Source organism: Paenibacillus sp. FSL R7-0297 (assembly GCF_038009025.1).
GTDB lineage: Bacteria > Bacillota > Bacilli > Paenibacillales > Paenibacillaceae > Paenibacillus_AQ.
Map to the genome: position 1 here is coordinate 3,541,859 of NZ_JBBPAQ010000001.1, position 26,362 is coordinate 3,568,220.

The following is a 26,362-nucleotide window of genomic DNA, read 5'->3' on the forward strand; positions in this document are numbered from 1 at the left end:
TGATTCCCCCGGACGCAACCCAAATGAGCAAATGAGGGGCATTAATGCCCTTGATTCTACCGGACGCAACCCAAATGAGCAAATGAGGGGCATTAATGCCCTTGATTCCACCCCCTGGTATCCCAGAATTAGTCTACTTGGAGCAATGTGAGGTTGCCTTATAAGCTTTATTGCCTGTATGAGCTTATATTAGTTCGCACATGCCCCATCTGCTCCAGCAGAATTCGCCCTTGGGCGAATCAGTCTTGAAATATAACACTCAAACCAGGTTTAACTGAACTACAACTGCTCTTCCTTAACTATCTCGACCTCAATCCCTTCCGGTGCTATAGGCCCGGGACCGCCCGGATCATCCTCACGCTCAGCGATAATGATTTCATAAATTCGCAAGAAGAGGATTTTGAGAATCATATATACAGGCAGCGCAATGAGCACACCGATAATGCCGAAGAAGTCGCCGCCTATCAGGACAAGCACAACGGTTGTCAGCGGATGTACATCCAGGGATTTACCGTAGATAATCGGTGACAGAACATTATCCTGAATCTGCTGGGCAACGACGATGATGACCAGAGACCAGAGCGCCATCGAAGGTGATTCAATGAATCCTACGATAATAACCGGGATTGCCGCTAGCAGCGAGCCGACATACGGAATGAAGTTAAGCGGAATGGAGATGACGGCCAGCAACAGGGAATAAGGCAGGCCGATTACCAGGAATCCGATGTAGAGAATAATGCCCAGCACCACATTCAGCAGGACGCGCGTAACGATGAAGCCGCTTAGCGCACTGTCGATATCCTTCAGCATATCCTGGCCTTCCTTGCGGAACTTTCTTGGTATCAGGCCCTGAAGAATCGGAGACAGCTTATGTCCATCCTTCAGCATGTAATAGAGAATAATCGGCAGCGTGGCGATGACTACTACGATGCTGGAGATGACACCGATCAGATTGGACATGGAATTGGTCACCCAGGTAATAGCGTCATTCAAGTACCCGGAGAGCCGGGTAGCCAGATCGGTATCGCCCTTGAAAAAACGGGATAATGACGGATCATTCTGCAGCTTGTTGAACTGATTCTGCAGTCCCTCTACCAGATACGGCGTGTTGTCAATGAAATTCTGGATTTGCTCGCGCAATGTCGGCCAGACCAGCACCCAGAACAGGACGAACAATCCGATAAAGACGAGATAGATTAGGAGAATCGAGAGTGCGCGTCCAAGTTTTTTGGTCTCCAGAAAGTTGACGAGCGGGCGAAGCAGATAAAACATGAAGCCCGACAGCATCATTGGCACAAGCAGAAGATTAAAGATGGACACGAGAGGCGTGAATAAGAAGATAACTTTGGAACCCAGATACAATATCGTCAAAAAGGCGATAATGGCCAGGCTTGTCCGGAAATATTTGCTTTGAAGCACAGGAGCCCCTCCAATCTTATAATTTATGTTTATGTATACGCATCAGGAGCAACAGCGTTCTATCTTATTTTATAAGACTGCTGTATATCAATTTGCCTGATTCTATCTTTATAACCGAATTAGGAGAGATTGATTCACTACTGGTGAGTCTTGCCGTCAGGTTCAAGCTGCAGGCAGAGTGGTAATATCGCACTAACAGGAGGGATGTTAGATGCCTACATTGGTACTCGGGATTTTTGGCCATCGGACCGATGCTGCACTGGCGATTGGGGAAATGAAAGAGAATGGAATCAATTCGAAGAATATATCTGCAGTAACCAAGCAGAAAAATACGCTGGAGATCATCAGCCACGATACCGGAATTGGTACTGCGCAGACCGGGGAAGGCAATGAGGGATTATTCGGTACAGCCCGCGGGTTAGGAGTTGGACTCGACATGCTGGCCGATACTGCTGTGGCTGCGGGTCCGGCTGCACGCAAACTGGCTGGAGCGGATATTGAAACGGATGGTCTTACTGTAAGTCTGATCGGTATTGGCATTCTGCAGGAGGATGCGGAGGCTTATGCCAGGCATGTAGAGCTGGAGCATATTATAGTCATTGTTTTCCTTGATGAGGAGGAGCAGCGAGAGAAGGTGGACTCTATATTCGCGAAGCATCAGGTTCTGCCTTTGAAGATTTCTTAAGCACAAGAATATATCAACGCGGCCGGCGGGATTTTCGTCTGGCTGCTTTTTTTTTTCGTGACTGTACGAATAGGATAGGGTCCACTTCAAAGCCTGCCTGTCCTCCGGTTTCTTTGGTGACCTGTTTGGCTTTGACCAGGGAGAGAAAAGCAAAGATTTCACCTAGTGCCCCAAAACCTGCGGCAATGATTGCATAGTCTTCGGCACTGAGTTCTTCAGCTTCTGCAGGGGAGGATTTGCCCGCACCTCCGTTAGTGTTATTGTTGTTACCGCCTGTATAGCCGGATCCATAATTATTATTGTTATAGGCCATCTCCTGTTCACCCGCTTTTCCCCATATGTAATATAAAATATGTCGCTGACCGCGTTTGTGAAATAGGCGTTCGGGTGGTTATTTGCTGCAGCCGGTATTTGCCCCTTTCAGGATGAAATGAGCAGAGATGAGCATCCATTCAGCCATTCGATCAGCGGATAACGAAAAAAGCCGCCGCATAAGGCATAGTATAAGCTTTTTCCGTAAAAAATAAGCGGATAAAAAAGCACTTTACAGTTTATGAAAACGCTGTTACAATCATAAATGAGCAGAAATGATCAATATCAGTCACGAATGAGCTTTTATTTAAATTCAATTAACAATAAGCCCGAACACAAATAGACGATTGTGTATAAAAGGAATCCGGCAGCAGGTGCTGCAAGTCCGAGGAGTGAAGCGCATGTTTGAAGAAGAACGGAAGCTGAGTATTCTGCAGTTTATTGAGAATCATACAAGAGCATCGGTTCAGGAGCTGAGCCAGGAGCTGTCCGTTTCAGAATCAACGGTCCGCCGCGATCTCAAGGAGCTTGAGGAAGCACGGCTGCTGAAACGTACGCATGGCGGGGCGGTATCCCTGCAGAGTGTGAACTTTGAAGCGGCTGTTCCGGATAAAGAAGACCGGTTCCTTGATGAGAAGCTGCGGATTGCCCGCAAGGCCGTGGAGATGATTGAGGAAGGCGATGCAATTCTTCTGGATGGCGGAACGACTACGCTGCAGATTGCCCGGGCGCTGAAATCCTTCCGTAATCTCAAGGTCATCACCAACTCGATTATGGCGCTTAATGAGCTGAAGGATTGCCGCCATATCGAAGTCTCGATTACAGGCGGAATGCTGCGGCCGGACACGATGGCTTTTGTCGGACCGATGACAGAACGCTCACTGGATATGGTTCGGGTAGACAAAGCCTTCCTTGGAACCAACGGGCTGGATATACATGAAGGCATCACGACTCCCAATATGCTGGAGGCTGCAACCAAGCGCAAAATGATTGCTGTCGCAAAGCAAGCCATTCTGCTCGCAGACCATAGCAAGATCGGGCAAATCTCCTTTTGTAAAGTCGCGGATCTGCAGGAGATGGATCACTGCATTCTTGATACGGATACGCCGGATAACTTCCGCCGGGAGCTGGAGAAGATGGACGTTGATTATACATTGGTGTGAGTGTGAGAAGAAGACAAACATTATAAATGAGGGATGAATGATGATTTATACAGTGACACTTAATCCTTCCGTCGATTATATCGTGGAGGTTGATGAGTTTACACTAGGCGGGTTAAACCGGATGAAGCGGGATATGAAGCTGCCCGGTGGGAAGGGAATCAATGTATCCCGCGTACTGAAGCAGCTGGGGGTCGAGAATACGGCAACCGGATTCCTTGGCGGTTTTACGGGCGGATATATTGAACAGTGGCTGCGTCAAGAGATGATTGCAAGTGATTTCGTTCACATAACGGATGATACCCGGATCAATATCAAGCTGAAAGCCGGGGAAGAGACGGAAATTAACGGAGCCGGACCGGAGATTTCGCAGCCTGAGACCGCTTCTCTGCTGCACAAGCTGGATGCCCTGAAGCAGGGTGATGTTGTTATTCTGTCGGGAAGTACTCCACCGTCACTTGGCGGAGATTTCTATAGCAGGCTGATCGCAGTATGCAAACAGAAGGGGGCAGAGTTTGTAATTGATACAACGGGACAGGCGCTGAAAGACGCGTTGCCCTTGGGACCGCTGCTTGTCAAACCGAATCACCATGAGCTGGCAGAGCTGTTCGGCGTTCAGATCAGCACAAGGGAGGAGATTATTACCTACGGACGCAAGCTGCTGGAAGCAGGGGCCAGGCATGTGCTGGTATCGATGGCCGGTGAAGGGGCATTGTTTATTTCGGAGCAAGGTGTCTACCATGCAGCTGCTCCTGCAGGGCAGGTGAAGAATTCAGTAGGTGCAGGAGATTCCATGATCGCCGGGTTTGTGGGGAACTTGTCGCTGACCGGAGATGTGCTGGAGGCATTCCGTGCCGGCGTCGCCTCAGGAAGCGCAACGGCATTCTCGGACGATCTGGCGGACAGACAGAAGATAGATCAGCTTCGGCCGCTCGTTGTAATTTCCCAGCTGTAAACAACATAACGAAAGATTTTAAGTAAACCGGGGAGTTGAGATTAATGAAAATTACAGATTTGATGATACAGGAAACTATGATTATGGAGCTGAAGGCTACAACGAAGGAAGCGGCGATTGACGAACTGATTGCCAGCCTCGCAGCCAGCGGACGCATTAATGACGTGAAGCTGTTCAAAGACAAGATACTGGACCGTGAAGCCCAGTCCAGTACGGGAATCGGCGGAGGCATCGCTATGCCTCATGCCAAGACCAAAGCTGTGAATGAAGCAACGGTTGTGTTCGCCAAGAGCAGCGCCGGACTAGATTTTGCCTCACTGGATGGAGCGCCGGCTCATTTGTTCTTCATGATTGCAGCGCCGGACGGAGCTGGAAATATGCACCTGCGCACACTGGCTGCATTATCAAGGCTGCTCATTGAAAGCGAATTCATCGAGCAGCTCATGAGTGCCAAGACTCCTGCTGAAGTAACACGCTTGTTCGATGCCAAGCAAGCTGAGGCCGAAGCTCAGGCGGAAGCGGAAGCTAAGGCAGCTGCGGAGCATGAAGCCCGGAAGACAGCGGCGCCGCAGGCTGAACCTGCACGGATGATCACCGGGAACCCGGATTCGCAGAGCTTTGTTGTGGCTGTGACAGCATGTCCTACGGGAATTGCCCATACCTTCATGGCTGAGGATGCCCTGAAGAAGAAAGCCAAAGAGATGGGAGTTAACATCCGTGTAGAAACGAACGGTTCAGAAGGTGCGCAGAATGTGCTGACTGCGGATGAGATTGCCCGGGCGAGCGGAGTTATTATTGCTGCGGATAAGAACGTGGAGATGGACCGCTTCAACGGCAAGCCTGTACTTCAGCGTCCCGTAAGCGATGGAATCCGCAAGTCAGAGGAATTAATCCGCATCGCGGTCCAAGGCAATGCGCCAATCTACCGCAGCTCCGGCCGTAATGAGGATGGTGCCGCATCGGCGAAGTCCGGTACAATCGGAAGCAAAATTTATAAAGACCTGATGAATGGCATCTCCCACATGCTGCCGTTCGTAGTCGGCGGCGGGATTCTGCTGGCGATCTCCTTCTTGATTGAACAGGTAGCCAGTGTCGATAATCCGCTGGTGAAGCTGCTGCAGACGATTGGCGGAGGAGACGGGGCGTTCCACTTCCTGATTCCAATTCTGGCCGGATTTATCGCACTTAGCATCGGCGACCGCCCGGCGCTGATGCCTGGTATGGTCGGCGGTATCATGGCTCTAAATGCCAATGCGGGCTTCCTGGGCGGCCTGGCTGCCGGTTTCCTGGCCGGTTATGTGGTGATTATGCTCCGCAAAGCCTTCTCTGGCCTGCCGCGTACGCTTGACGGCCTGAAACCGATTCTGTTGTATCCGGTGTTCAGTTTGCTTATTACCGGCGCGGTCATGTTCTATCTGTTCAATCCGGTATTCAGCTGGATTAATGAAGGTATGATTGATGCGCTTAACCACCTGGGTACTGGCAACAAAATACTGCTGGGATTGGTGCTTGGCGGTATGATGGCTATCGATATGGGCGGTCCGTTCAATAAAGCAGCATACACCTTTGCTATCGGTGTGTTCACCTCAAGCGGCAATACAAACGGACTGATGATGGCTGCCGTCATGGCCGGAGGGATGGTGCCTCCGCTGGCGATTGCCCTTGCAACTACGTTCTTCAAGAATAAATTCACTGAAACTGAACGCAAATCCGGATTAACCAACTACGTGCTGGGCTTGTCGTTCATCACCGAAGGTGCCATTCCGTTTGCTGCAGCAGATCCGCTGCGGGTGCTCACTTCCTGTATCGTGGGTTCAGCCGTAGCCGGCGGACTGACCCAGCTGTGGAATATCAATGTACCTGCACCGCATGGAGGTGTGTTCGTAGCCTTCTTGTCCAGCAGCGCGCTGCTGTTCCTGCTGGCTGTGCTGATCGGCTCCGTTATTTCCGGGCTGATGCTGGGTCTCTGGAAGAAGCCGCTCGCATTGAAGTAACGTAATCATTTCCTGTCCTTAACCGTATGGAAGCAGAGCAACATTCTGCATTCATACGGTTTCTTTGTTTGCACGCTCCATTTTATCTAAAAAAGCTGAGAATACCCCACCCTCGATAGGGTGGGGATGAATCTGTAGTTTTCGATTTCAAGACGAACGTATGTGCTATAATATGGATGAGATCACTAAAAGGAGGTGTTGCACATGCTCGTGTCTGCGCAGGAGGTTTCTTCGAAACACCTGGTTCATCAAGCCTATAAATATCGGATCTACCCCAATACAGAGCAACAGCAACTCATTCGTCGAATGTTTGGCTGCTGCCGTTTTGTGTTCAATTACTTCTTGGGAGCTTGGAATCAAAGCTATGCGGAAACGGGAAAAGGCTTGTCTTATCACGCTTGTGCGACACAACTCCCCGGTTTAAAAGCACAATACGACTGGCTGAAAGAAGTCGATAGCATCGCTTTGCAGTCGGCTGCTCGTCATGTGGCGGATAGCTTTGATCGTTTTTTCAAGAAGCAAAATCAAGCGCCACGCTTCAAGAGCCGAAAGCATCCGATTCAAAGTTACACGACCAAATTCACCAACGGGAATATCGCCATGGAGGGCAGTCGCTTGAAGCTCCCCAAACTCGGCTGGATACGTTTTGCAAACTCCCGGAAGCTGGAAGGCCGGATATTGTCCGCTACCGTTCGTAAAAACGCCAGCGGGAAATTTTTCGTCTCGCTCGTTTGCGAAGTTCAAAAGAACCCTCTGCCTCAGGTGGATACACCTATTGGCATCGACTTAGGCTTGAAAGAATATGCAGTATGCTCAAACGGCGAACATATCGCCAATCCTCGCTTTTACCGTCAATACGAGAACAAGCTGGCGCTTTGGCAGCGGCGGATGGCTCGGCGTACTCCGGGCGGCTCCAACTGGAAGAAAGCAAGGCAGCATATCGCTCGTATTCACGAACGCATTGCCAATAAACGAAATGACTTCCTCCACAAGCTGACCACGAGACTGATTCGTGAAAACCAAACGATTAGTATCGAACATCTGCGTGTGGCGAATATGATTCAGAACCCCAAGCTTTCAAAATCCATTGCTGATGCGTCTTGGGGCGAGTGGGTGCGACAGCTGACGTATAAAGCGAAATGGTATGGACGAAATCTTCGGATCGCCGACACGTTTGAGCCGACCAGTCAGCGTTGCCATGTGTGTGGCACAATCCACCCCGAGGTGAAGAACCTGTCCATTCGGGAATGGACGTGTACGGCCTGCGGGACGATCCATGACCGTGACGAAAACGCCGCTCACAATATTGAACAAGTAGCGGTTTAACCCCCACCTAACCAAACGATAGAATTCAAGATTTCACTAGCGTCAAAAATGTAAAACTGCGGGAACGCAGGGATCGCTTGCTCCATAAGAAGAGGGTACTCTTCTGTTCGCAAGAATCCGCCACTTCAAGCGTTAGCTAAGTGGGGGAGAATTCAATGTCGTATTTCGGTATAATTAAAAATATATATAAAGAGAAAGCAAAGGAGAATGCGAAATGATTCTGCACAAAGGGGAAGTCTTGTTCCGCCAGGGCGACGGCGGCGAGAACCTGTACCGGGTGAAGAGCGGGCTGTTCAAGGTGACAAGACTGCACGAGAACGGGAACATGGTACTGTTCAACCTGCTGTATCCGGGTGAGACCGTCCCCCATCATTCCCTCATTTCGCCGAAGGAGGCGCATGGAACAGCGGTGGCAATGATGAGAAGCGAGGTCGAGATCGTTCCCGCTGCGGAATGGTACCGCGAGCTGCGGGAGAATCCTGAGAAGGTGATGGAGATCGCCCTTTTGCTGCAGGAGAAGGTGCGGTTTATGCAGACACGGCTCGACCACCTCACGGTCGGATCACCCGCAGAACGGATGGCACTCCTGACCGACTGGCTGAACGAATACTCTCATGGCGCACAGCTCACAGATCTGCTGACACAGGAAGAGATCGGACAATTAATTGGTGTACGCCGGGAAACAGTCAACCGCTTATTGCGAAATCAGGGCTAATTGCTTATTTTTACTGGAAACTGTTTAGAGTGGCCGTTCCGCGTGGTATAATCTATTCAGAACATATCAAACTAAAGAAAGGATCAGGATACCATGTGTCCCCGAAGGACGATTCCCCAAAGGACGATTTGGAAACGTTATGATCTGTCTTATACTTAGCTTCCCTGTAGAATGTGCGCGAACCGTTGTTAATTGACGAACCGCCTCTGCGAGGGAAGGGAGTATTGTATGCGAAGGAGCAACACCTCCGGTTTAACCCGTCGTAGAGGCTGGTGGGACGTCTAGCCGCCATATACGATAAGGGGAGACCGAGTAATGAGGAAACAAGACAGTGGCATGAGTTTGCCGCTCCGACTAGCTGTTATTTTGTCCGGAACACTATTGCTTGCATTTACGTATTATCACATTAATTATCAGAACCATTTGACCGAGGGCGGATTCGTAGGATTATCGCTGCTCGGCAAATATGTACTAGGGATTTCACCATCACTATCGATCCTGATCTTAGACATTCCAGTGCTCTTAATCGCCATCATCTTCAAAGGAAAATCGTTCGTTGTGAACACCTTCATTTCTGTAGTAGCCTTCACGGTATTCTACGGACTTATGGAACGCTATTCCGGATGGGTTATTGATCTGCAGGGCAATCTGCCTGTTGCGGCGCTGTTGTCCGGTGTACTGACAGGTCTAGGAGCGGGAATGGTCCTGCGTGGTGGCGGGGCGAGCGGCGGTGATGATATTTTGTCGCTATTGATTAGTGAATGGAAAGGAATTAAGGTAGGAACCGTATTTATCCTGATGGATGTAATTGTACTGGCATTGTCCCTCTTCTATATGCCGTTAAAAGAGACCCTGTACACAGTGATGGCTGTAGTTGTGGCCGGATATGTGATTACTTTTACAACCTCTCTGGGCAGACCGAAGCTGGTCAAGGCTCCGAAGATTCCATCTCCACTAGCCAAGACTCAGGATGGCACGGTGAATGTGAACAATGCAATGTGAACCCCTATACGGGGATGATGAAAGGTCAGCGGACTTAAGTCCAGCTGGTCTTTTTTTTGAAAAAATCCTGCATTTCATACAACATTCCGCCCGTAATATCGACCGTAACCGGAAATTGCTTTATGAAATGCAGCATTCTGCCCCCTCCAAGCCGATTAACGAGAGGATTCTTGTATTTCATACAACAATCCTTCCGCACACCCCGGTATCAGTGAATCGAAGTTGTAATATTGCAACAATTTTACATATCATCCTCTGTTAGTTTGTTTTCGGTAAAATGTGTATTTCTTCGTTTGCGCCACAATTCACACATTGACCTCCCAGGTGTTCCTGGATACTGAAACCGTGAGGCGTGAGCGCGCGTATATATTTCATTCAAACTGCAAGGCCCGAGGTTACACTATGCTCAGAATGTAGAGGAGGATGTACGAGAATGAGTGCTCACGAAATTGATTATGCGATTATGGGTGAGGAAATTCAGTGTGTGGAGGTGCAGCTCGACCCGGGGGAGAGTGTCATTGCTGAAGCGGGCAGCTTCATGATGATGGACCCGGAGATTACGATGGAGACGATCTTTGGTGACGGCAGCGGCAACTCGCGGGGCGGCGGCGGACTGATGGGCATGCTGAAGGGTGCAGGCAAACGGCTGCTGACCGGGGAGAGCCTGTTCATGACCGTCTTCACGCACAGCGGGGCATATGGACGGAAAAGCGTAACCTTTGCCGCCCCATACCCGGGCAAGATTATTCCGCTGGATCTTCAGCAATACGGCGGCAAAATCATCTGCCAGAAGGATTCCTTCCTCTGCGCAGCCAAAGGCGTGTCGATCGGCATTGAATTCCAGCGCAGGCTGGGGGCGGGCTTCTTCGGCGGCGAAGGCTTCATCATGCAAAAGCTCGAAGGAGACGGACTCTCCTTCGTCCACTCCGGCGGTCATGTGCTGGAGCGGACGCTGCAGCCTGGAGAGACTATAAAGCTCGACACCGGTTGTCTCGTCGCCATGACATCCTCTATCGATTATAATATCGAGATGGTCAAAGGTGTGAAAACTGCACTTTTCGGCGGCGAAGGCCTGTTCTTCGCCACCCTGCGCGGACCGGGCAAGGTGTGGGTGCAGTCGCTGCCGTTCAGCCGGATGGCCGACCGTATTCTGTCAGCCGCCGGACCTTCCGGGCGCAAGGAAGAGGGCAGCATCCTTGGCGGATTGGGTAATCTGCTGGACGGCAAGTAAGTGGAGCGGCGACAAAATAAGCCGCCGCTCCAAATTCAACCGTAACAAATTGCCGCCTCGCGGGATTGAGCGGAATGCAGCCGCTGCTTCACGGGATTCCCCGGTAAGTGCAACAGCCGCCTCGCCGGATTCCCCGGGAGGCGGCTGTTTGGTCTGCGGAGGGAAGCGGACTGAGATGCCCTTATTTCCTGGAAAGACCTTTTTTTTGCTGATGAAACGGACTGAGATTCCTTTATCCTGTTGATTTCAGCTCAAAAGGAGGGATAATCGGCCCCATAACGGAATCTGAGTCCGCTTACCCTGTGAAATCACTCGATTTGCACAAATAACGGAATCTCAGTCCTCCCCACAAGCTGATGAGTGAGTTATGAAGAACCCACCGGCCACTGCTGGAGCAAATACGCGCATACTAAGCTCCAGCCAGCCTCGCCCGCGAAGCCTCACCCAGCCTCGCCCTCCAGCAATTTTGTTTCTCAAACGCACGCTATATACCGGCTAATTCTTCACCGCAGACAGCAGCAGGAACATCGGACGCCGGGTTTCCTCCTGCCAGGCAGCATTATTCTCCAGCATAGCTGCAGTCGGCTGCAGCTCGGAGATCCGGGTCAGGGTGAAGCCGGAACCGATCAGCGTATTAATGTAGGTGGCGGTATTACGGTGGTACTTCGTGACTGCATGATCAAGGAAATTGGCTTGCCTCGGTCCTTCGAGATGATAATTGTCAACAGGCCAATGCTGCTTCCCGCCTTCAAGACCGTAATGCCAATCCTGCGCGGCGAGCGCGGTGAAGATGGGATGCTCGACCGAGAACACGAAGGCTCCGCCAGGCTTCAGGCAATAGTAGACCTGGCGGCAGAGGCTGGCGATGTCTTCTACATAGTGAATGGCAAGTGAACTGATGACTGTATCGAATTCATCCGCACCGAAAGCGGCATCTTCAATTGCCAGCTGGAGGTATTCAATCTTCGGATCGCGGGTCATCGCCCTGGCCCGCTCCAGCATATTCGCGGAAAGATCGATGCCCACTACAGATACGGCCCCCTGCTCACGGGCATACCGGCAGTGCCAGCCGAAGCCGCAGCCCAGATCCAGTATCCGCTGACCCTGCAGGTCAGGCAGCAGCGTGCGGAAGGTTCCCCATTCTCCGGCGGACTCAAGTCCGCCTGTGGAGCGCGGCATCCGGCTGTAATTTTCAAAAAAGCTGGTCTCATCATATTTGTTTTGCTTCATGCGGGGTACCTCCTTAACGGCTTTAAGCCCGTTATTTTTTCGAAACAGGAATTGTACTGGCATTCACCGCTTCCCGGAAAGTATACCGCAGATTTGACTGGAACGCAGGTACTGTATATATTATGGGGCAAACCCCTTAGACTACTTAAGGCGGCAACCGGAGGGCTATGATGTTCAAAATATTTATCATTGAGGACGACAAGGGACTGGTAACCCTGCTCCAGGACTACTTACATAAGTTTGGATACGAAACAATGGCGGTGCATGATTTTGAAGCGGTACGGACCGAGTTCGAGACGTTCGCCCCGCAGCTGGTCCTGCTGGACGTGAACCTGCCCAAATTCGACGGATATTATTGGTGCCGCCAGATCCGTGCGGTCTCGACTTGTCCCATTCTGTTCATCTCCGCGCGAGACGGGAAGATGGATCAGGTCATGGCGCTGGAGAATGGCGCGGATGATTATATTACGAAACCCTTTGATTACGAGATTGCGATGGCCAAAATCAAAAGCCACCTGCGCCGCGCTTACGGCTCCTACGCCGGGGGCGGCACTGAACGCAGCCTCACCGTCTCGGGACTGATGCTGGACGTAGAACGGCTGATCCTGACACGGGGCGGAGCCAGAATCGACCTCAGCCACACCGAGGCCAAGATTCTCGATGAGCTGATGCAGAAATCCGGTACCCTCGTTACGCGTGACCGGCTGCTGGAGAAGATTTGGGATACCGAAGCTTTTGTGGATGACAACACACTGAATGTCTACGTAACCCGGGTACGCAAGAAGTTGGCTGCGCTGGACATTATGGAGGGGCTGCAGACGGTGCGCGGTCAAGGGTACAGGCTCACCGGGAATTGGGAGGAGGGGTGACATGAAGCTGTTCATGCGGGAACAATCGCCTTTGATCATCGTCTATCTGGCCCAGCTTATCATAATTACGCTTGTCTACCGGCTGGACGGGGGGAGTGGAGTCACAGTGAGCCTGTATGCGGCGCTGCTCAGTACAATTCTGCTGCTGGGTTATCTGGCCTACCGTTATCTCACAAACCGTACATTCTATGAGCGGCTTTTGACGGTGCCGGCATCGCTCGAGGAATCCGGCGGGCCGGCGCAGAACACGCCTTTGGCCGGGAGTCTGCGTATGTTGCTGGCCCAGCAGTTCCGGCTGTACCAGAACGACCTGCACAACTACCGCCACAAGTTGGAGGAGCATATTCACTTCATCAACCAGTGGGTGCATGGCATGAAGACGCCGCTTTCAGTGATTCATCTGATGATACAGGATAAAGACGGGGCTCCGTTCACGGCCATTGGCGATGAGCTGGACCGGCTGAAGAAAGGGCTGGAAACGGTGCTCTACACCGCCCGGCTGGATACCTTTGAGCATGATTTCTATGTCGAGCGGCTGGAGCTCTCGGCCGTGGTGCGGAGCGTAACCTCGGAACAGAAACGGCTGTTTATCCGCAAGCGGGTGTTTCCGGTGATTTCTGTGGAGAGCGGGATTTCGGTTACCTCGGACGAGAAATGGCTGTCCTTCGTCATAACCCAGCTGATAACCAATGCCCTGCGCTATACAGTGGAGGAGGGGAAGTTTGTGCATTTCCATGGGTATCTTCAGGAGCAGGGCAGGGCTGTGCTGGAGGTGCGCGATGAAGGCGTGGGCATCCCTCCGGGTGACCTGCCGCGGGTATTCGATCCTTATTTTACCGGCGTCAATGGGCGCAGCTTTCAGGAGTCTACAGGCATGGGCTTGTATCTGGTGAAGCAAATCTGCGGCAAGCTGGAGCATGAGGTGGAGATAAGCTCTGAGGTAGGCAAGGGGACGGCAGTGCGGATTGTTTTTTGACACAGGGGGCGGCATTTCTGCCTATTTACTGCTTGCCCGGTAGCGGATAATCAGGAGGACGACCGTTGTTACAACCGCCAGCGACAGGGTATTGGTGATCAGAAAAGCGAGCCCAACCCCGTGAGCGGCCAGATTTACCGCATAAGCCTCCATCAGGGCGATGCCCAGCAGCATCAGCAGGTAGGATTTCAAGCTAAGGTCTGTGACAGACCGGGTCTTGATGATTTGCAGAATCTGTGGAACCCAGCCTACAGAGAGAATGATACCGCCAATCAGCTGCATTACTGTGAACAACATGCGTACACCCCGCTATTCTTCGTTTAGTACGTTGTATGCTCAGGGGGCGTATCAGGTTCGGTGCTGCATATCAAAAACCCGCCGCCCCTGTAAGGGACGGCGGGTTCACCCGGCAGGCGCTCTGCCCGGGTCTATTGCTGTTTCAGCTGCACAAGCTGTTCCAGCAGCTGCTGTATATCGGCTACAGGAAAGGCTTCCTGCAGCACTTCATTTACGGTCACCTGCGCCCGGTCCACCTTATTCTGACCGATGTCAGTCAAAGAGGTATAGATGCTTCTGCGGTCATCATCACAGACCTTGCGCTCCAGCGCGCCGCAGCCTTTGGCTTCGAACCGGCTGACCAGCCGGGATACGGCGCTCTGGCTCAGCCCGACCATGGACTCAAGCTGCTGGAGCTTCAGCTTCTTCTCGGGTGCCTCGGACAGAAACAGCAGTACGTAGAACTCCTTGAGCGATAACTGATAGTTCTCCACCAGCTTTGCTTCAAGTGCAGCGGCAACATTCATTTGTATATGAGAGAGTGACAACCAGCTGGATATCAGGTCATTTGCAGGGGTGTTCTTCATGTCTTCAATCCTCCCGGTGCATGCCATTCATGAATATAAATTTCACTTTAGTATATCATCTGGAAGATGAGAAGGACACCGCAGGGAATACTCAATTATTTGGCGGCGCGGGGAAACCCGAACTCATACTGCGTGGGAACGCCCGCGTCTTTGCCGAGTACTACACCAGCTTCCAGCGTCCAGTAAGGATTTCTCAGCATGCCCCGTCCAACCGCTACGAGATCAGCCTCTTCATTACCGATGACCGCATTGGCGAGTACCGCTTCATCCAGCCGGCCGACGGCAATCACCGGAACATTCAGCTCCTGCTTGATAGCTCTGGCCAGCGGCACCTGATAGGCAGCATGGGTGCCCGGTCTGCCGGCTGCAGCTATCGGGCCTTCACCGCCTGCACTGATGTGGAAGATATCCGCTCCGGCTTCCTTATAAGCTCTGCTGATTATCAGGCTCTCGGTGAGTCCATAGCCGCCCTCAACGTATTCCTGCGCGGAAATGCGCATGATCAGCGGCATACCCTCAGGCATTACGCTCTTCGCGGCGGCAATCACTTCCCGGCCGAACAGCGTCCGGTCCTGTCCGTATTCATCCGTTCTCTGGTTGGTCAGTGGTGAGTGGAACTGGTGAATCAGATAGCCGTGGGCACCATGCAGTTCAATGACATCGAAGCCGGCCTGAACAGCCCGCTGCACACCCAGCTTGAATTTGCCTACCATAGCTTTCACTTCTTCCGTAGTCAAGGCATGCGGAGTAGTGGACTTATCGTCAAAAGGAATAGCGGAAGAGGAGACAGGAAGCACGGCATCCTCGGCCTTGCGTCCGGCATGGGCGACCTGAATCCCCACTTTGGCACCGTAGGCATGGCTGGCCTCCACGATCCGGGCCAGGGCAGGGATCTGTTCATCGGACCAGAGTCCCAGATCATAGTCGGTGATACGGCCATCCGGGTCAACATCAGCCATCTCTACAATAATCAGTCCGGCACCGCCGACTGCACGGCTCACATAATGGTTATAATGCCAATCTGTAGCGATTCCATCTTTATTGGTGACCGAATACTGGCACATAGGCGGCATAACTACCCGGTTCTTCAGCTTCAGGCTCTTATACTCATAGGGGGTGAACAGATCCTTCATTATTCGTCGCGCTCCTTCGTTCCATCTGGAATTGGCATGCGGCAGGGGGAGGATTATGGTAAAAATCGGCTCTCCATAAAATACATGCATGCTCATGCATTTAAATATAAGGCTTTATTTCTACACTGTCAACTATCAACTACAACTGTGCTTACAATACTGTAAGGTAGCTGTAAGTTTCAGAAATAGCAGCATTAGTTTACAGTTTGTATAATGAAAGCAATCCAGGTGAAAGAGGAGCGGTAGCCCTTGCCCCTATTAGACGTACACAATTTATCCAAAATATATGAAGGCAAGGTATCCATTCACGCGCTGAACCATATCCGGTTCGCCGTAGAGAAGGGGGAATTCGTCGGAATTATGGGCCCGTCCGGCAGCGGCAAAACCACGCTGCTCAATGTTATCGCGACGATTGATGAACCCACCTCAGGCCAGGTAATGATCAGCGGCCGGGACCCTAACCTGCTGGGCCGTAAAGAGAAGGCGCTGTTCCGCCGCAAGGAGCTGGGGTTTGTATTCCAGCATTTCAATCTGCTGGACACGCTCACGGTAGAAGAGAATGTAGTATTGCCGCTGACGCTAAGCGGGAGTTCCGTTGCGGAAATGGAAAAGCGGCTGGCCGAAGTGGCCTCCAGGCTGGATATTGCCGGGCTGCTGAACAAACGCACCTATGAAATCTCCGGCGGCCAGATGCAGCGTGTAGCCATTGCCCGGGCGATGATCCACCGCCCTTCGCTGATTCTGGCGGATGAACCCACCGGCAGTCTGGATTCCAAGGCATCGGAAGAAGTGATGGGGCTGCTGGCTGAAGTGAATGAAGCCGAGGGGGCCACTGTGCTGATGGTTACGCATGACGCGGTGGCAGCGAGCTTTTGCCACCGGGTGATTTTTATCAAAGACGGCCGTTTCTACAGCGAGATGTACCGGGGCAGCAGCAGAGCCGCATTCTTCCAGAATATCATCGACATGCTGTCGCTGCTGGGAGGAGCCGGCCATGACCTTTCGGCAATTCGCCTATAGGAATGTAACCCGGAGCAAGCGCAAATATGCCGCCTACTTCGTCAGCAGTGCCTTTTCGGTGATGATTTTCTTTCTGTGTGCCCTGTTCATCTTTCATCCGGTAATCTCAGGAGATCTGATCCTGGATACTGCGGCTAAGACAATGATGATGGCGGAAGGGATCATCTATGTTTTCTGCTCATTGTTCGTACTGGTATCCGTCGGCTCCTTCCTGCAGTCCCGCAAGCTGGAATTCGGTATTCTGCTGATGCATGGCATGACCAAGCAACAGCTCAACAAGATGGTGTTTCTGGAAAATATGCTGATCGGCGGCTCGGCCATCGTCACCGGCACACTGCTCGGGATGCTGCTCGGCAAGCTGTTCCTGATGATCGGCTCCGCCTTTCTCGGCATTCCCCCGCTGGATTTCCATCTAAGCTGGCAGGCACCCGTGCTGACTATTATCAGCTTTGTGCTGCTGTTCGTACTGATCTCGCTGTGCACCTTCTTTTTTATCGGCAATGAGTCGCCGCGGGGAATGTTCCAAGGCGGACGCAGAGGAGATACGGAGCCGCGCGTTCGCCGCTGGCAGGCGCTGCTCGCCGCTCTGCTGCTGCTTGGCGGTTATGTGCTGGCAGTGCTCACTACAGCCACAACGGTTGAGGTGATGATGTTCCCGGTAGTGGCTATCACGGTTGTGGGTACCTACCTGTTCTATACACAGCTGAGTCTACACGTGGTGGAACAGCTGAGAAGAATCCGGCGCTTCTATTGGCAGCGGATGCGGATTATCACCTTCTCGGGTTTATCCTACCGCTGGAAGGATAACGGGCGGATGTTCTTCATGGTGACCATTGTCTCGGCGGTATCCTTCACTTCGGTGGGCGTTTTCGCCTCAATCCATACCCTGTCCCGGGAGCTGAAGCTGGATTATCCCGCAGCCGTAGGCTACGTCGCCAAAGGCGGAGCGGCCAGTTCCACGGCAGTGCAGGATTTGGACGGCATCGAGTCGGAGCTGAAGCAGTTGGGACTAGCGTATGATACCTTGTCGATCCCGGTGAAATATGCCGATGTGGCCGCGCAGAGCGGACCGGACCATACCGAACGGTTGCCGCTCATGGCTTACAGTGACTATAGGCTGGCTCTCCAATATGCCGGCTTCGATTCCTCTGAACCTCCGCTGGCAGGACACGACGGTCTGGTGATGATCGGCTCTCAGCGGGACCGCAGCCTGATCAGTGAGCGTGTCAAAGCCACTTATACGCTGGAGCAGGGAACAGATATCCGGGAAATTGGCTACACACAGCATGTGCCGGTTGCCGAATATCTGCTGCCGGAGCTGGACGGGCGGGGGGGCGGAGATTTCAGCGGCCTGGTGGTCAGCGACAGTCTCTATAACACCATAGTTCCGGTCCAGCAGGACATATACTACGGCTTTTACATGGAGGATTTCCCCCAGACGGTAGGCATTGCTTCAAGTCTTGCGGACGGCGGCAAGGTCGCCTATGAGCAGAAGGCAAATTACGCTGTCGTGGTCAGCGGTACACTGTTTGAGATTCAGCGGACACTGTACAGCACCATGCTGTTTGCTTCCCTCCTGGTGGGGACCGTCTTCTTCATCGCGGCAGGAAGCTTCCTGTATTTCCGGCTGTACATGGATCTGGAGCATGACCGTTTCCAGTATTCTGCGTTGTCCAAAATGGGCTTCACCGATCAGGAGCTGGACCGCAGCGTCACCCAGCAGCTGGCCCTGATGTTCTTCGTTCCGGTGCTGCTGGCCATATTGCACAGCGTCTTTGCTTTCATTGCCCTGCAGCGCCTGTTCTATCTGTCGATTGCGGCCGAGACAGGGGCAGTGCTGGCCGGATATCTGGCAGCCCAGGGAATCTATTTCTTCTTCATCCGCAGCCGTTATTTACGTAATCTCAAGAAAAATCTGCTCTAAACAGGAGGCCCGCATATGCAAACATGGATTACGGATTTTATGGAGCAGTTCGGATACTTCGGCATCTTTCTGATGCTGGCGCTGGAGAATGTTTTTCCGCCCATTCCCTCAGAGGTCATTCTCCCCTTCGGCGGATTCATGACCACTACGACTGACATGACGATTCCCGGAGTGCTGATCGCTTCAACCGCCGGTTCACTGCTGGGAGCAGTGATTCTGTACTGGATCGGACGGATGCTGGATGTGGACAGACTGGAGCGGATCGTAGACCGCTGGGGCGGCCTGCTGCGGATCAGCGGGAAGGATATCCGCAAGGCGGACGCCTGGTTTGACAAATACGGCTACTGGACCGTGCTTTTCTGCCGGATGATTCCGCTCGTACGTAGTCTGATCTCCATTCCCGCAGGGATGTCCGGGATGAAATTCGGCGTGTTCATGCTGTTTACAACGATCGGAACCTTAGGCTGGAATGTGCTGCTGGTGCTGCTGGGGGCCGCGCTTGGAGAGTCGTGGGAGGATATTGCCGGTATTATCGGCACCTATTCCAGTGTAGTATATGCCATCATTGCTGCAGGACTTTTGTTGCTCGGATTCCTGTATTACCGTAAAAGACTGAATGCCGGCAAGGTCCGGGGATAATTTTCCAACAACATTCAAAGGAGGATAACCATGGAGCTGCTGACCATTGTCAAAGCAATCATACTGGGAATTGTAGAAGGACTAACTGAATTTGCTCCGGTATCCTCAACAGGCCATATGATCATCGTTGATGATATGTGGCTTAAATCGCAGGAGTTTCTGGGAAAATATACGGCGAACACGTTCAAGGTTGTTATTCAGCTGGGCTCCATCCTTGCTGTAGTAATTATTTTCCGTAACCGGTTCATCGATCTGCTCGGACTGAAGAAATTCAGCCGCAAGGAGCTTACGGTGGTGCCTGAGGGGCAGCCGCAGGCACCTGCCGAAGGCCGTCTGAAGTTAGCCCAGGTAATCGTAGGCCTGATTCCGGCCGGGATATTCGGTTTTTTGTTCGAGGACTACATTGATGAGCATTTATTTTCCACTTCTACAGTGCTGATCGGACTGGTTGTAGGTGCTGTATTTATGATCTGCGCCGACCGGTTTGCACCCAAAACCATCACAACAGAGAGTGTGGACCAGATTACATATAGGCAGGCGCTATCGGTCGGATTGATCCAGTGTGTCTCCCTGTGGCCGGGGTTCTCGCGGTCCGGCTCGACGATATCCGGCGGTGTTCTGCTGGGGATGAGCCACCGCGCGGCTGCCGATTTCACCTTCATTATGGCTGTGCCGATTATGGCCGGAGCGAGCCTGATTTCGCTGCTGAAGAATTGGCAGTACTTCACACTGGATGCCCTGCCGTTCTTCATTGCCGGCTTTATCAGCGCCTTCCTGTTCGCGCTGTTATCGATGCGTTTCTTCCTGAAGCTGATTAACAGAATTAAGCTGCTGCCCTTCGCCATCTACCGGATTATTCTCGCCGGTGTAGTCTATCTGATCTGGTTCTGAGCCGTCTGCACGGTTGCCACAGCCGCACCTCCTTCATTGGAGACTGCGGCTTTTATTATGTTCGGGGTCCCCGTAAAGTACCTGAGTGATCCCCGAAGCTATCCCCCGCTTTGTGTGGGGATTTGCTTTTGTTATAAGGAATCTGTATAGCCAAACTCCCCGGAATCTGTTGCGGACCGCGGAAAATGTGAAGTAAGATGGCAGCAGATTAAGGATGCAGCACCTAACTTAACCCAAGAGGAGCGGACATAAATGAGCAAAGGAATTAAGACAAGCAGCCTCGGCTATCCGAGAATCGGCAAGAACCGCGAATGGAAAAAAACATTGGAGGCTTACTGGGCCGGGAAAATAGATGAGCAGAATTTCCGCTCGCAGATGGAAGAAATTCAGCTACAGCATTTACAAACCCAGCAGCAGGCTGGCATAGAGCTGATTCCGGTGGGCGACTTCACCTTCTATGATCATGTACTGGATACAGCAGCGATGTTCGGAATTGTACCGGCGCGCTATGGTTATCAGGGTGGAGAGATTCCGCTCGACTTGTACTTTGCCATGGCCCGCGGCAATGCAGGGGCTACAGCCTGCGAGATGACCAAATGGTTCAATACGAACTACCATTATATCGTGCCTGAGATTGGCAGCATTACACCTGTCCTGACAGAGAATAAGCCGCTGGCAGCCTACCGGTTCGCTAAAGAGCGGGCGGGCATACAAGGCAAGCCTGTTATAGTAGGGCCCTATACCTTCCTCAAGCTGTCCAAGGGCTTCCCGGCTGCCGAAATATCCGCAGTTGCTGCCCGCTTCCTGCCGGTATACGTGCAGCTATTGCAGGAGCTGCTGCAAGAAGGCGTGGCCTGGGTACAGATCGATGAGCCGGCAATTGTAACGGGTATAACGGCAGAGGACATCACATTGCTTAAGACAATCTACGGGGAGATCGCCGCTTCAGTACCGGGCCTTAATGTTATTGTGCAGACGTATTTCGAAGCTGCCGAGCCGCTGGAAGCCTTGCTGGAATTGCCAGTGCAAGGTCTGGGCCTGGATTTCGTCCATGATGGAGGCAAGAACCTGGAGTCCATTGCCCGGCTGGGCTGGCCGCAGGATAAGACCTTGGCTGCCGGAATTATCGACGGACGCAATATCTGGCTTTCGGATATAGATGCCAAGCTGGAGCTGGTTGCTGATCTGCAGAAATATGTGCCACAAGAGCAGCTGATTCTTCAGCCCGCCTCGAGCCTGCTGCATGTGCCCGTTACAGTCGAAGGGGAAAATAAACTGAAATCCGCGGTCAAGAATGCATTAGCCTTCGCCAATGAGAAGCTTAAAGAGCTGGTTCTAATTGCGGCAGCTGCAAACGGGGGGACTGAACGTTATGCAGCGGAACTCGCTGCAAATCGTGAGATGCTTGCTGTATTCCGTGCCCTTCCGGAACGTGGGCGTGAGGATGTAGCTGAGCAGGTGCGCTCATTGGAGAAGCTGCCGGACAACCGCAGTCTTCCTTTTGTAGAGCGGTTGAAGGTTCAGCAGGAGAAGTGGCGGTTACCGCTGCTGCCTACAACCACTATCGGCAGCTTCCCGCAGACAGCTGAGGTCCGCCAGGCCCGGCTGAAGTGGCGCAAGGGGGTATGGACCCAGGAGCGTTATGACGGGTTCATCAAGCGTCAAATCGCTGAGGCTATCACCCTTCAGGAGGAGCTTGGGCTTGACGTACTGGTACACGGGGAGTTTGAGCGGACAGATATGGTCGAATTCTTCGGAGAGAAGCTGGCCGGTTATCTCTTCACCGGAGGCGGCTGGGTTCAATCGTATGGCTCACGCTGCGTGAAGCCGCCGGTTATCTATGCCGATGTTGCTTTTATCGAGCCGATGACCGTCAAAGAAAGCCTGTATGCCCAGTCGCTGACGAAGCTGCCGGTCAAGGGGATGCTGACGGGTCCGGTCACGATCCTGAACTGGTCCTTTGTCCGCGATGATCTCAGCCGTGAAGCCGTTGCAGGGCAAATCGCACTTGCGCTGCGCCATGAGGTAACAGCCCTGGAGGAGGCGGGTATTGAGATGATCCAGGTCGATGAACCGGCCATCCGCGAAGGCTTGCCGTTGAAGGCGGGAGATCATGAGCACTACCTGAACTGGGCTGTGAAGTCGTTCCGGATCGCGACGAACCATGTCAAGGATACGACCCAGGTGCATACGCATATGTGCTACAGCGAATTCAACGACATGATTGGTTCGATCTCGGCGATGGACGCGGATGTTATCTCCATTGAGACCTCCCGCAGCCACGGGGAGCTGATCGTCAGCTTCGAGGAGCAGGAATATGACAAGGGCATTGGACTTGGAGTGTATGATATCCACAGCCCGCGGGTTCCGGTCGTAGAGGAGATGACTTCGGCCATCGAGCGGGCGCTGCGCGCTCTTGATGTGCAGCAGTTCTGGATTAATCCGGACTGCGGATTGAAGACTCGTGGATGGGAAGAGACCACAGCCGCGCTTCGTAATATGGTGAAGGCTGCTCTCCTTGTACGGGAGAAGAGCGGAGCAGTCACCCGATAAACGATTTAGCTAATCTGTGGTAGCTGCCGGACACAAATAAATCACTATATCCGGGGTAATTCACTCTGGTTAAAGTGATTTATTTTCATTTTTTGAAAGAAACACTTGATAATAATTATCATTCTTGATAAAATGAGAAAAAGAAAAGAAGGAACCGTGGAGGGTCCCTTCGATATTTTTCAGACCTTATTTGCTTTCGAAGGTTTTGCAATCTGTTTCTTCAGAATGAGTAGGTTCTTTGGAGCTGTGGTAAGCAACGAAGATGGACTCAGCGTTGCATTTGTTTTCTTCAGCCCAGTAAGTACAGGAGTTAACTGCACACAATACGTCTTTTGCCATGAGGGTTCACCTCCTCTTATAGTAGTTGGCATCATAAATCAGTTAGCAATTGAATAGATCTGTCCGGCAAGGTGGAGCTTGTCCGAACAGCACCTTACCCTTATTCCTTGAGAATGGAGGGTATTTGGTTTTTTTTGTCTTTTACAAACACTATAATTGTAACAAATAAAGAGCTATTACGCAAACGGGATCATTCAGCTGTTGAGTGGTCCTGTTTGGCATTTTACCGATATGGGAAAAAACACAAAAAAAGGCTGCTATCCTCCTAATTGTCTGCAACCTTCCAGCTTTTGGAACGTCAAAGGTATAAGTGCGGAAGAGATCTATAGATATAACGGCCTTTCGCAATTACACTTTTGGAGGAATGAACATGCGAAAATGGGGTCTGCATTCTTTGTTATGTTTAATTGTTTTGGCAGTGGTTCTGGCAGGTTGCGGGGCTGGAAACAACAATTCCAATTCGGCGGCAGATACAGCGGGTAATGCGCTGACTGCTGAGTCCGCGGCGGCAGTGGAAGAAGGCTCAGCTGCCAGTGTGCCGGCAGCGAAGGAAATGACCGAAAATTTCAACTCCACCACCGCGGTGGCTGTGAATGATCAGAATGCAGTGCAAGTCAGTGGTGCGAATCCTGCGGTCCCTAATCCGGGAGCAGAGCAGGCGGCAGACGCTTCAGCCGGGTTCACAGGAACCGATGTAGTGGCAGGACTGAACAAAAAGCTGATCTATAAGGCTAACCTCAACATGGAGGTGGCCGATTACGGGGCGGCACAGACCGAAGTACGGAATATGATTACACTGGCAGGCGGTTACATTATTGAATTTTCAGAGAATATGTCTGAGTATGAACAGGGCGGAACCTTCATCCTCAAGGTACCGGCGTCGGGTTTCTCTTCTTTTCTGAACAATCTGGAGAAGGTCAAACATGAGAAGCTGCAGAGAAGTATTCAGGGGCAGGATGTCTCGGAAGAGTACGTAGATCTGGAGTCACGCCTCAAAGCCAAGCAGATGATGGAGACCCAATATATCGATTTTATGAAAAAAGCGACCAAGCCGGCAGATCTTGTGCAGTTTGCCAACCAGCTGGGTGCAATTCAGGAGCAAATCGAACAGATCAAGGGCAGAATGCGTTACATCGACCAGAACGTATCCTTCTCAACCGTGGAGCTTCGCCTTTACCAGTCAGAGGAGAGCAATGCCGTCACACAGGTAAAAGTACAGGGGCCGCTGGGTGAACGTGCTTCGGAGGCGCTGCAGGGCAGCATGAAGGCATTATCTGTGATGTTCCAGTGGCTTGTAGTTGTGCTGGCGGCAGCGCTTCCGGTGCTGATTGTGGCTGGAGTGGTTGTGGCCATTGTGATCTGGGTCCGCAGAATCTATAAGCGGCGGGAGCGGGAGCACCTGGCAGGGGTACGTCAGGGCAACCGGGAGCAGAACCGGGAGCTGCTGAACCGTGACGTTGAGGCGCCTATCGCACCAGCTGAAATAGAGAGTGATACTGAGAAAGACAATAAATAAGCAGTTGAATAGTCATGTTCAGAGTTTGAAGTGATTAAGGGGGATGTAGAGTGGGCTTTACTTACCGCACAGATATTCCGGACATGGATGAGTATTACAGCTTATATCAGTCCACCGGCTGGAATGCAGACGGGCTCTGGACGAAGGAGCATATGCACATGGCGCTGAAGAACAGCTGGCATGTTCTCACGGTGTATGAGGATAACCGCCTGGTGGCCTCCGGCCGGATCGTGTCCGATGGTGTAATCCAGTGTTATGTATGCGATATGATTGTGCTTCCGGCTTATCAGAAGCAGGGGCTGGGACGCGTAGTTATGGATCAGCTGATCAATCATTGCCGCAGCCGGGGAATCCGCTGGATTCAGTTGTCATCCGCCCAGGGGAAATCGGGCTTCTATACTCAGTTCGGATTTCAGGAACGTCCTGCCGGGGCGCCGGGGATGACTTTGTTTTTATAGGAGCGATAGCGTCATTACACAAAGCCTCCAAACCCGTTGTAACCGGGCTGGAGGCTTTGTGCTGTAGCTGTAACTGTCTATGGGTGGATGAGACGGCCCTTATTCCCCTGCATCAGGCATGCTGAAAAAGAACGCGGTACTCGCCGTAGCCTTCCTTCTCCAAATCTTCTTTGGGAACAAAACGCAAGGCCGCAGAATTGATGCAATAGCGCAGCCCGTTTGCCCCGGGACCATCATTAAAGACATGGCCGAGATGGGAATCGGCTTTTTTGCTGCGCACTTCGGTACGGATCATCAGATGGCTGAGGTCAGTTTTCTCCTTGACCGCATAATCGCGGATCGGACGCATGAAGCTCGGCCAGCCGCAGTCGGAATCGAATTTATCCTGTGAGCTGAACAGGGGTTCACCGGAAACAATATCCACATAGATTCCATCCCCGTGATGATCCCAGAATTCGTTGCGGAAAGGAGATTCGGTAGCGCTGTTCTGCGTAACTTCATACTGCAGCGGAGTCAGACGCTCCTTCAGGCTTTTTTTGTCTTCCTTGTGGGTCCAGTGGGTTTCGATAAAAGCTTCCCTTCCTGAGCCCTTGCGGTAACGCTTGTAATGGCCGGGATTCTTGTGGTGATATCCCTGATGATATTCTTCAGCCGGATAGAATGGCTTAGCCGGAAGAATCGGAGTCACAATAGGAGCAGAGAAACGTCCGCTGGCTTGCAGTGCTGCCTTAGATGCCTCAGCCTGCTGCCGCTGTTCTTCCGAATGGGTGAAAATCGCTGTTCCGTAGGAGGTTCCACGGTCATGGAATTGTCCTCCGGCATCAGTAGGGTCAATCTGCTGCCAGAACAGCTCAAGCAGCTTGGTATATGGGAAAATATCCGGATTAAACGTAATCTGCACAGCCTCGACATGTCCGGTCGTTTCCGAGCAGACTTCCTCGTAAGTCGGATTCGCGGTATGACCGCCTGTATAGCCGGAGATTACCTCGACAATACCGGGAAGTTCTTCAAACGGGGATACCATGCACCAGAAGCATCCGCCGGCGAACGTAGCTTTTTCCGTCTTGACGTTTATAGAATCAGATTGAACTTCACTCATTAATATCCCTCCATCTATAGAATGCAATTAAATAGATCACAATTTAATTATAA

At 52.0% G+C, this 26,362-nt stretch carries 25 protein-coding genes; 17 read left to right on the top strand and 8 right to left on the bottom strand.

Annotation, left to right across the window (positions count from 1 at the left end; all coding sequences use genetic code 11):
- Window positions 1-279: 279 nt before the first annotated feature.
- Entirely contained in the window at window positions 280-1,419 is a 1,140-nt protein-coding gene (locus MKZ24_RS15380; RefSeq protein ID WP_063840078.1) for an AI-2E family transporter, read from the bottom strand.
- 211 nt (window positions 1,420-1,630) lie between these two features.
- Here MKZ24_RS15380 and MKZ24_RS15385 point away from each other — a divergent pair, with 211 nt between their 5' ends.
- Entirely contained in the window at window positions 1,631-2,104 is a 474-nt protein-coding gene (locus tag MKZ24_RS15385) for a general stress protein (protein ID WP_042237987.1), read from the top strand.
- Between the two features lie 13 nt (window positions 2,105-2,117).
- On the opposite strand, the gene MKZ24_RS15390 is transcribed toward MKZ24_RS15385, so the two are convergent.
- Window positions 2,118-2,417: a hypothetical protein gene (locus tag MKZ24_RS15390; RefSeq protein WP_042237985.1), complete on the bottom strand. Its 300-nt coding sequence runs from the start codon at window positions 2,415-2,417 to the stop codon at window positions 2,118-2,120.
- A 400-nt stretch (window positions 2,418-2,817) separates the two neighbouring features.
- Between MKZ24_RS15390 and MKZ24_RS15395 the strand changes: the two genes are divergently transcribed.
- From MKZ24_RS15395 to MKZ24_RS15425, 7 genes are all read left to right on the top strand, one after another.
- Window positions 2,818-3,579, top strand: a complete 762-nt coding sequence (locus MKZ24_RS15395; RefSeq protein ID WP_197072957.1) for a DeoR/GlpR family DNA-binding transcription regulator — start codon at window positions 2,818-2,820, stop codon at window positions 3,577-3,579.
- Between the two features lie 40 nt (window positions 3,580-3,619).
- Entirely contained in the window at window positions 3,620-4,531 is a 912-nt protein-coding gene (gene pfkB / locus MKZ24_RS15400; RefSeq protein WP_340790174.1) for a 1-phosphofructokinase, read from the top strand.
- Between the two features lie 44 nt (window positions 4,532-4,575).
- Window positions 4,576-6,525, top strand: coding sequence for a PTS fructose transporter subunit IIABC (locus MKZ24_RS15405; RefSeq protein WP_340784305.1), 1,950 nt, complete (start codon window positions 4,576-4,578; stop codon window positions 6,523-6,525).
- 204 nt (window positions 6,526-6,729) lie between these two features.
- Entirely contained in the window at window positions 6,730-7,851 is a 1,122-nt protein-coding gene (tnpB, locus tag MKZ24_RS15410; RefSeq protein ID WP_340784307.1) for an IS200/IS605 family element RNA-guided endonuclease TnpB, read from the top strand.
- 214 nt (window positions 7,852-8,065) lie between these two features.
- Entirely contained in the window at window positions 8,066-8,566 is a 501-nt protein-coding gene (locus MKZ24_RS15415; protein ID WP_340784312.1) for a Crp/Fnr family transcriptional regulator, read from the top strand.
- Between the two features lie 315 nt (window positions 8,567-8,881).
- On the top strand, window positions 8,882-9,568 hold the full coding sequence (locus tag MKZ24_RS15420; protein ID WP_340784314.1) for a YitT family protein: 687 nt from the start codon (window positions 8,882-8,884) through the stop codon (window positions 9,566-9,568).
- 433 nt (window positions 9,569-10,001) lie between these two features.
- A complete protein-coding gene (locus MKZ24_RS15425) occupies window positions 10,002-10,799 on the top strand; it encodes a TIGR00266 family protein (protein WP_340784316.1) in 798 nt (265 codons plus the stop codon).
- A 495-nt stretch (window positions 10,800-11,294) separates the two neighbouring features.
- Here the strand turns inward: MKZ24_RS15425 and MKZ24_RS15430 are convergent, their stop codons facing one another.
- Window positions 11,295-12,092: a class I SAM-dependent methyltransferase gene (locus tag MKZ24_RS15430; RefSeq protein WP_340784318.1), complete on the bottom strand. Its 798-nt coding sequence runs from the start codon at window positions 12,090-12,092 to the stop codon at window positions 11,295-11,297.
- A gap of 107 nt (window positions 12,093-12,199) precedes the next feature.
- Between MKZ24_RS15430 and MKZ24_RS15435 the strand changes: the two genes are divergently transcribed.
- Window positions 12,200-12,898, top strand: a complete 699-nt coding sequence (locus MKZ24_RS15435; protein ID WP_042237965.1) for a response regulator transcription factor — start codon at window positions 12,200-12,202, stop codon at window positions 12,896-12,898.
- 1 nt (window position 12,899) lies between these two features.
- Entirely contained in the window at window positions 12,900-13,874 is a 975-nt protein-coding gene (locus MKZ24_RS15440; protein WP_042237964.1) for a sensor histidine kinase, read from the top strand.
- Between the two features lie 21 nt (window positions 13,875-13,895).
- Here the strand turns inward: MKZ24_RS15440 and MKZ24_RS15445 are convergent, their stop codons facing one another.
- From MKZ24_RS15445 to MKZ24_RS15455, 3 genes are all read right to left on the bottom strand, one after another.
- Window positions 13,896-14,171 carry a PQ-loop domain-containing transporter gene (locus tag MKZ24_RS15445; RefSeq protein WP_042237962.1) on the bottom strand — a complete coding sequence of 92 codons (276 nt, stop codon included), beginning with the start codon at window positions 14,169-14,171 and terminating at the stop codon, window positions 13,896-13,898.
- 131 nt (window positions 14,172-14,302) lie between these two features.
- Window positions 14,303-14,737, bottom strand: a complete 435-nt coding sequence (locus MKZ24_RS15450) for a MarR family winged helix-turn-helix transcriptional regulator (protein ID WP_340784322.1) — start codon at window positions 14,735-14,737, stop codon at window positions 14,303-14,305.
- A 95-nt stretch (window positions 14,738-14,832) separates the two neighbouring features.
- Window positions 14,833-15,870: an NADH:flavin oxidoreductase/NADH oxidase gene (locus tag MKZ24_RS15455; RefSeq protein ID WP_340784325.1), complete on the bottom strand. Its 1,038-nt coding sequence runs from the start codon at window positions 15,868-15,870 to the stop codon at window positions 14,833-14,835.
- A gap of 249 nt (window positions 15,871-16,119) precedes the next feature.
- Between MKZ24_RS15455 and MKZ24_RS15460 the strand changes: the two genes are divergently transcribed.
- The 5 genes from MKZ24_RS15460 (at window position 16,120) to metE (ending at window position 22,897) form a co-directional block, all read left to right on the top strand.
- Window positions 16,120-16,890 carry an ABC transporter ATP-binding protein gene (locus MKZ24_RS15460; protein ID WP_042237956.1) on the top strand — a complete coding sequence of 257 codons (771 nt, stop codon included), beginning with the start codon at window positions 16,120-16,122 and terminating at the stop codon, window positions 16,888-16,890.
- Window positions 16,865-18,814 carry an FtsX-like permease family protein gene (locus tag MKZ24_RS15465; protein WP_042237954.1) on the top strand — a complete coding sequence of 650 codons (1,950 nt, stop codon included), beginning with the start codon at window positions 16,865-16,867 and terminating at the stop codon, window positions 18,812-18,814. Before MKZ24_RS15460 ends, MKZ24_RS15465 begins: the two co-directional genes overlap by 26 nt.
- Window positions 18,815-18,829: 15 nt before the next feature.
- Window positions 18,830-19,453, top strand: a complete 624-nt coding sequence (locus MKZ24_RS15470; protein WP_039295402.1) for a DedA family protein — start codon at window positions 18,830-18,832, stop codon at window positions 19,451-19,453.
- Window positions 19,454-19,483: 30 nt separating this feature from the next.
- Window positions 19,484-20,344 carry an undecaprenyl-diphosphate phosphatase gene (locus MKZ24_RS15475; protein WP_042237952.1) on the top strand — a complete coding sequence of 287 codons (861 nt, stop codon included), beginning with the start codon at window positions 19,484-19,486 and terminating at the stop codon, window positions 20,342-20,344.
- 252 nt (window positions 20,345-20,596) lie between these two features.
- Entirely contained in the window at window positions 20,597-22,897 is a 2,301-nt protein-coding gene (gene metE / locus MKZ24_RS15480) for a 5-methyltetrahydropteroyltriglutamate--homocysteine S-methyltransferase (RefSeq protein WP_340784334.1), read from the top strand.
- A 186-nt stretch (window positions 22,898-23,083) separates the two neighbouring features.
- On the opposite strand, the gene MKZ24_RS15485 is transcribed toward metE, so the two are convergent.
- A complete protein-coding gene (locus MKZ24_RS15485) occupies window positions 23,084-23,236 on the bottom strand; it encodes a DUF1540 domain-containing protein (protein ID WP_076245672.1) in 153 nt (50 codons plus the stop codon).
- 370 nt (window positions 23,237-23,606) lie between these two features.
- On the opposite strand from MKZ24_RS15485, the gene MKZ24_RS15490 reads away from it, so the two are divergent.
- A complete protein-coding gene (locus tag MKZ24_RS15490; RefSeq protein ID WP_340784339.1) occupies window positions 23,607-24,752 on the top strand; it encodes a DUF4349 domain-containing protein in 1,146 nt (381 codons plus the stop codon).
- Window positions 24,753-24,802: 50 nt separating this feature from the next.
- Window positions 24,803-25,210, top strand: coding sequence for a GNAT family N-acetyltransferase (locus MKZ24_RS15495; RefSeq protein WP_042237950.1), 408 nt, complete (start codon window positions 24,803-24,805; stop codon window positions 25,208-25,210).
- A 112-nt stretch (window positions 25,211-25,322) separates the two neighbouring features.
- On the opposite strand, the gene msrA is transcribed toward MKZ24_RS15495, so the two are convergent.
- Window positions 25,323-26,309, bottom strand: a complete 987-nt coding sequence (msrA, locus tag MKZ24_RS15500; protein WP_042237949.1) for a peptide-methionine (S)-S-oxide reductase MsrA — start codon at window positions 26,307-26,309, stop codon at window positions 25,323-25,325.
- Between the last annotated feature and the right edge of the window lie 53 nt (window positions 26,310-26,362).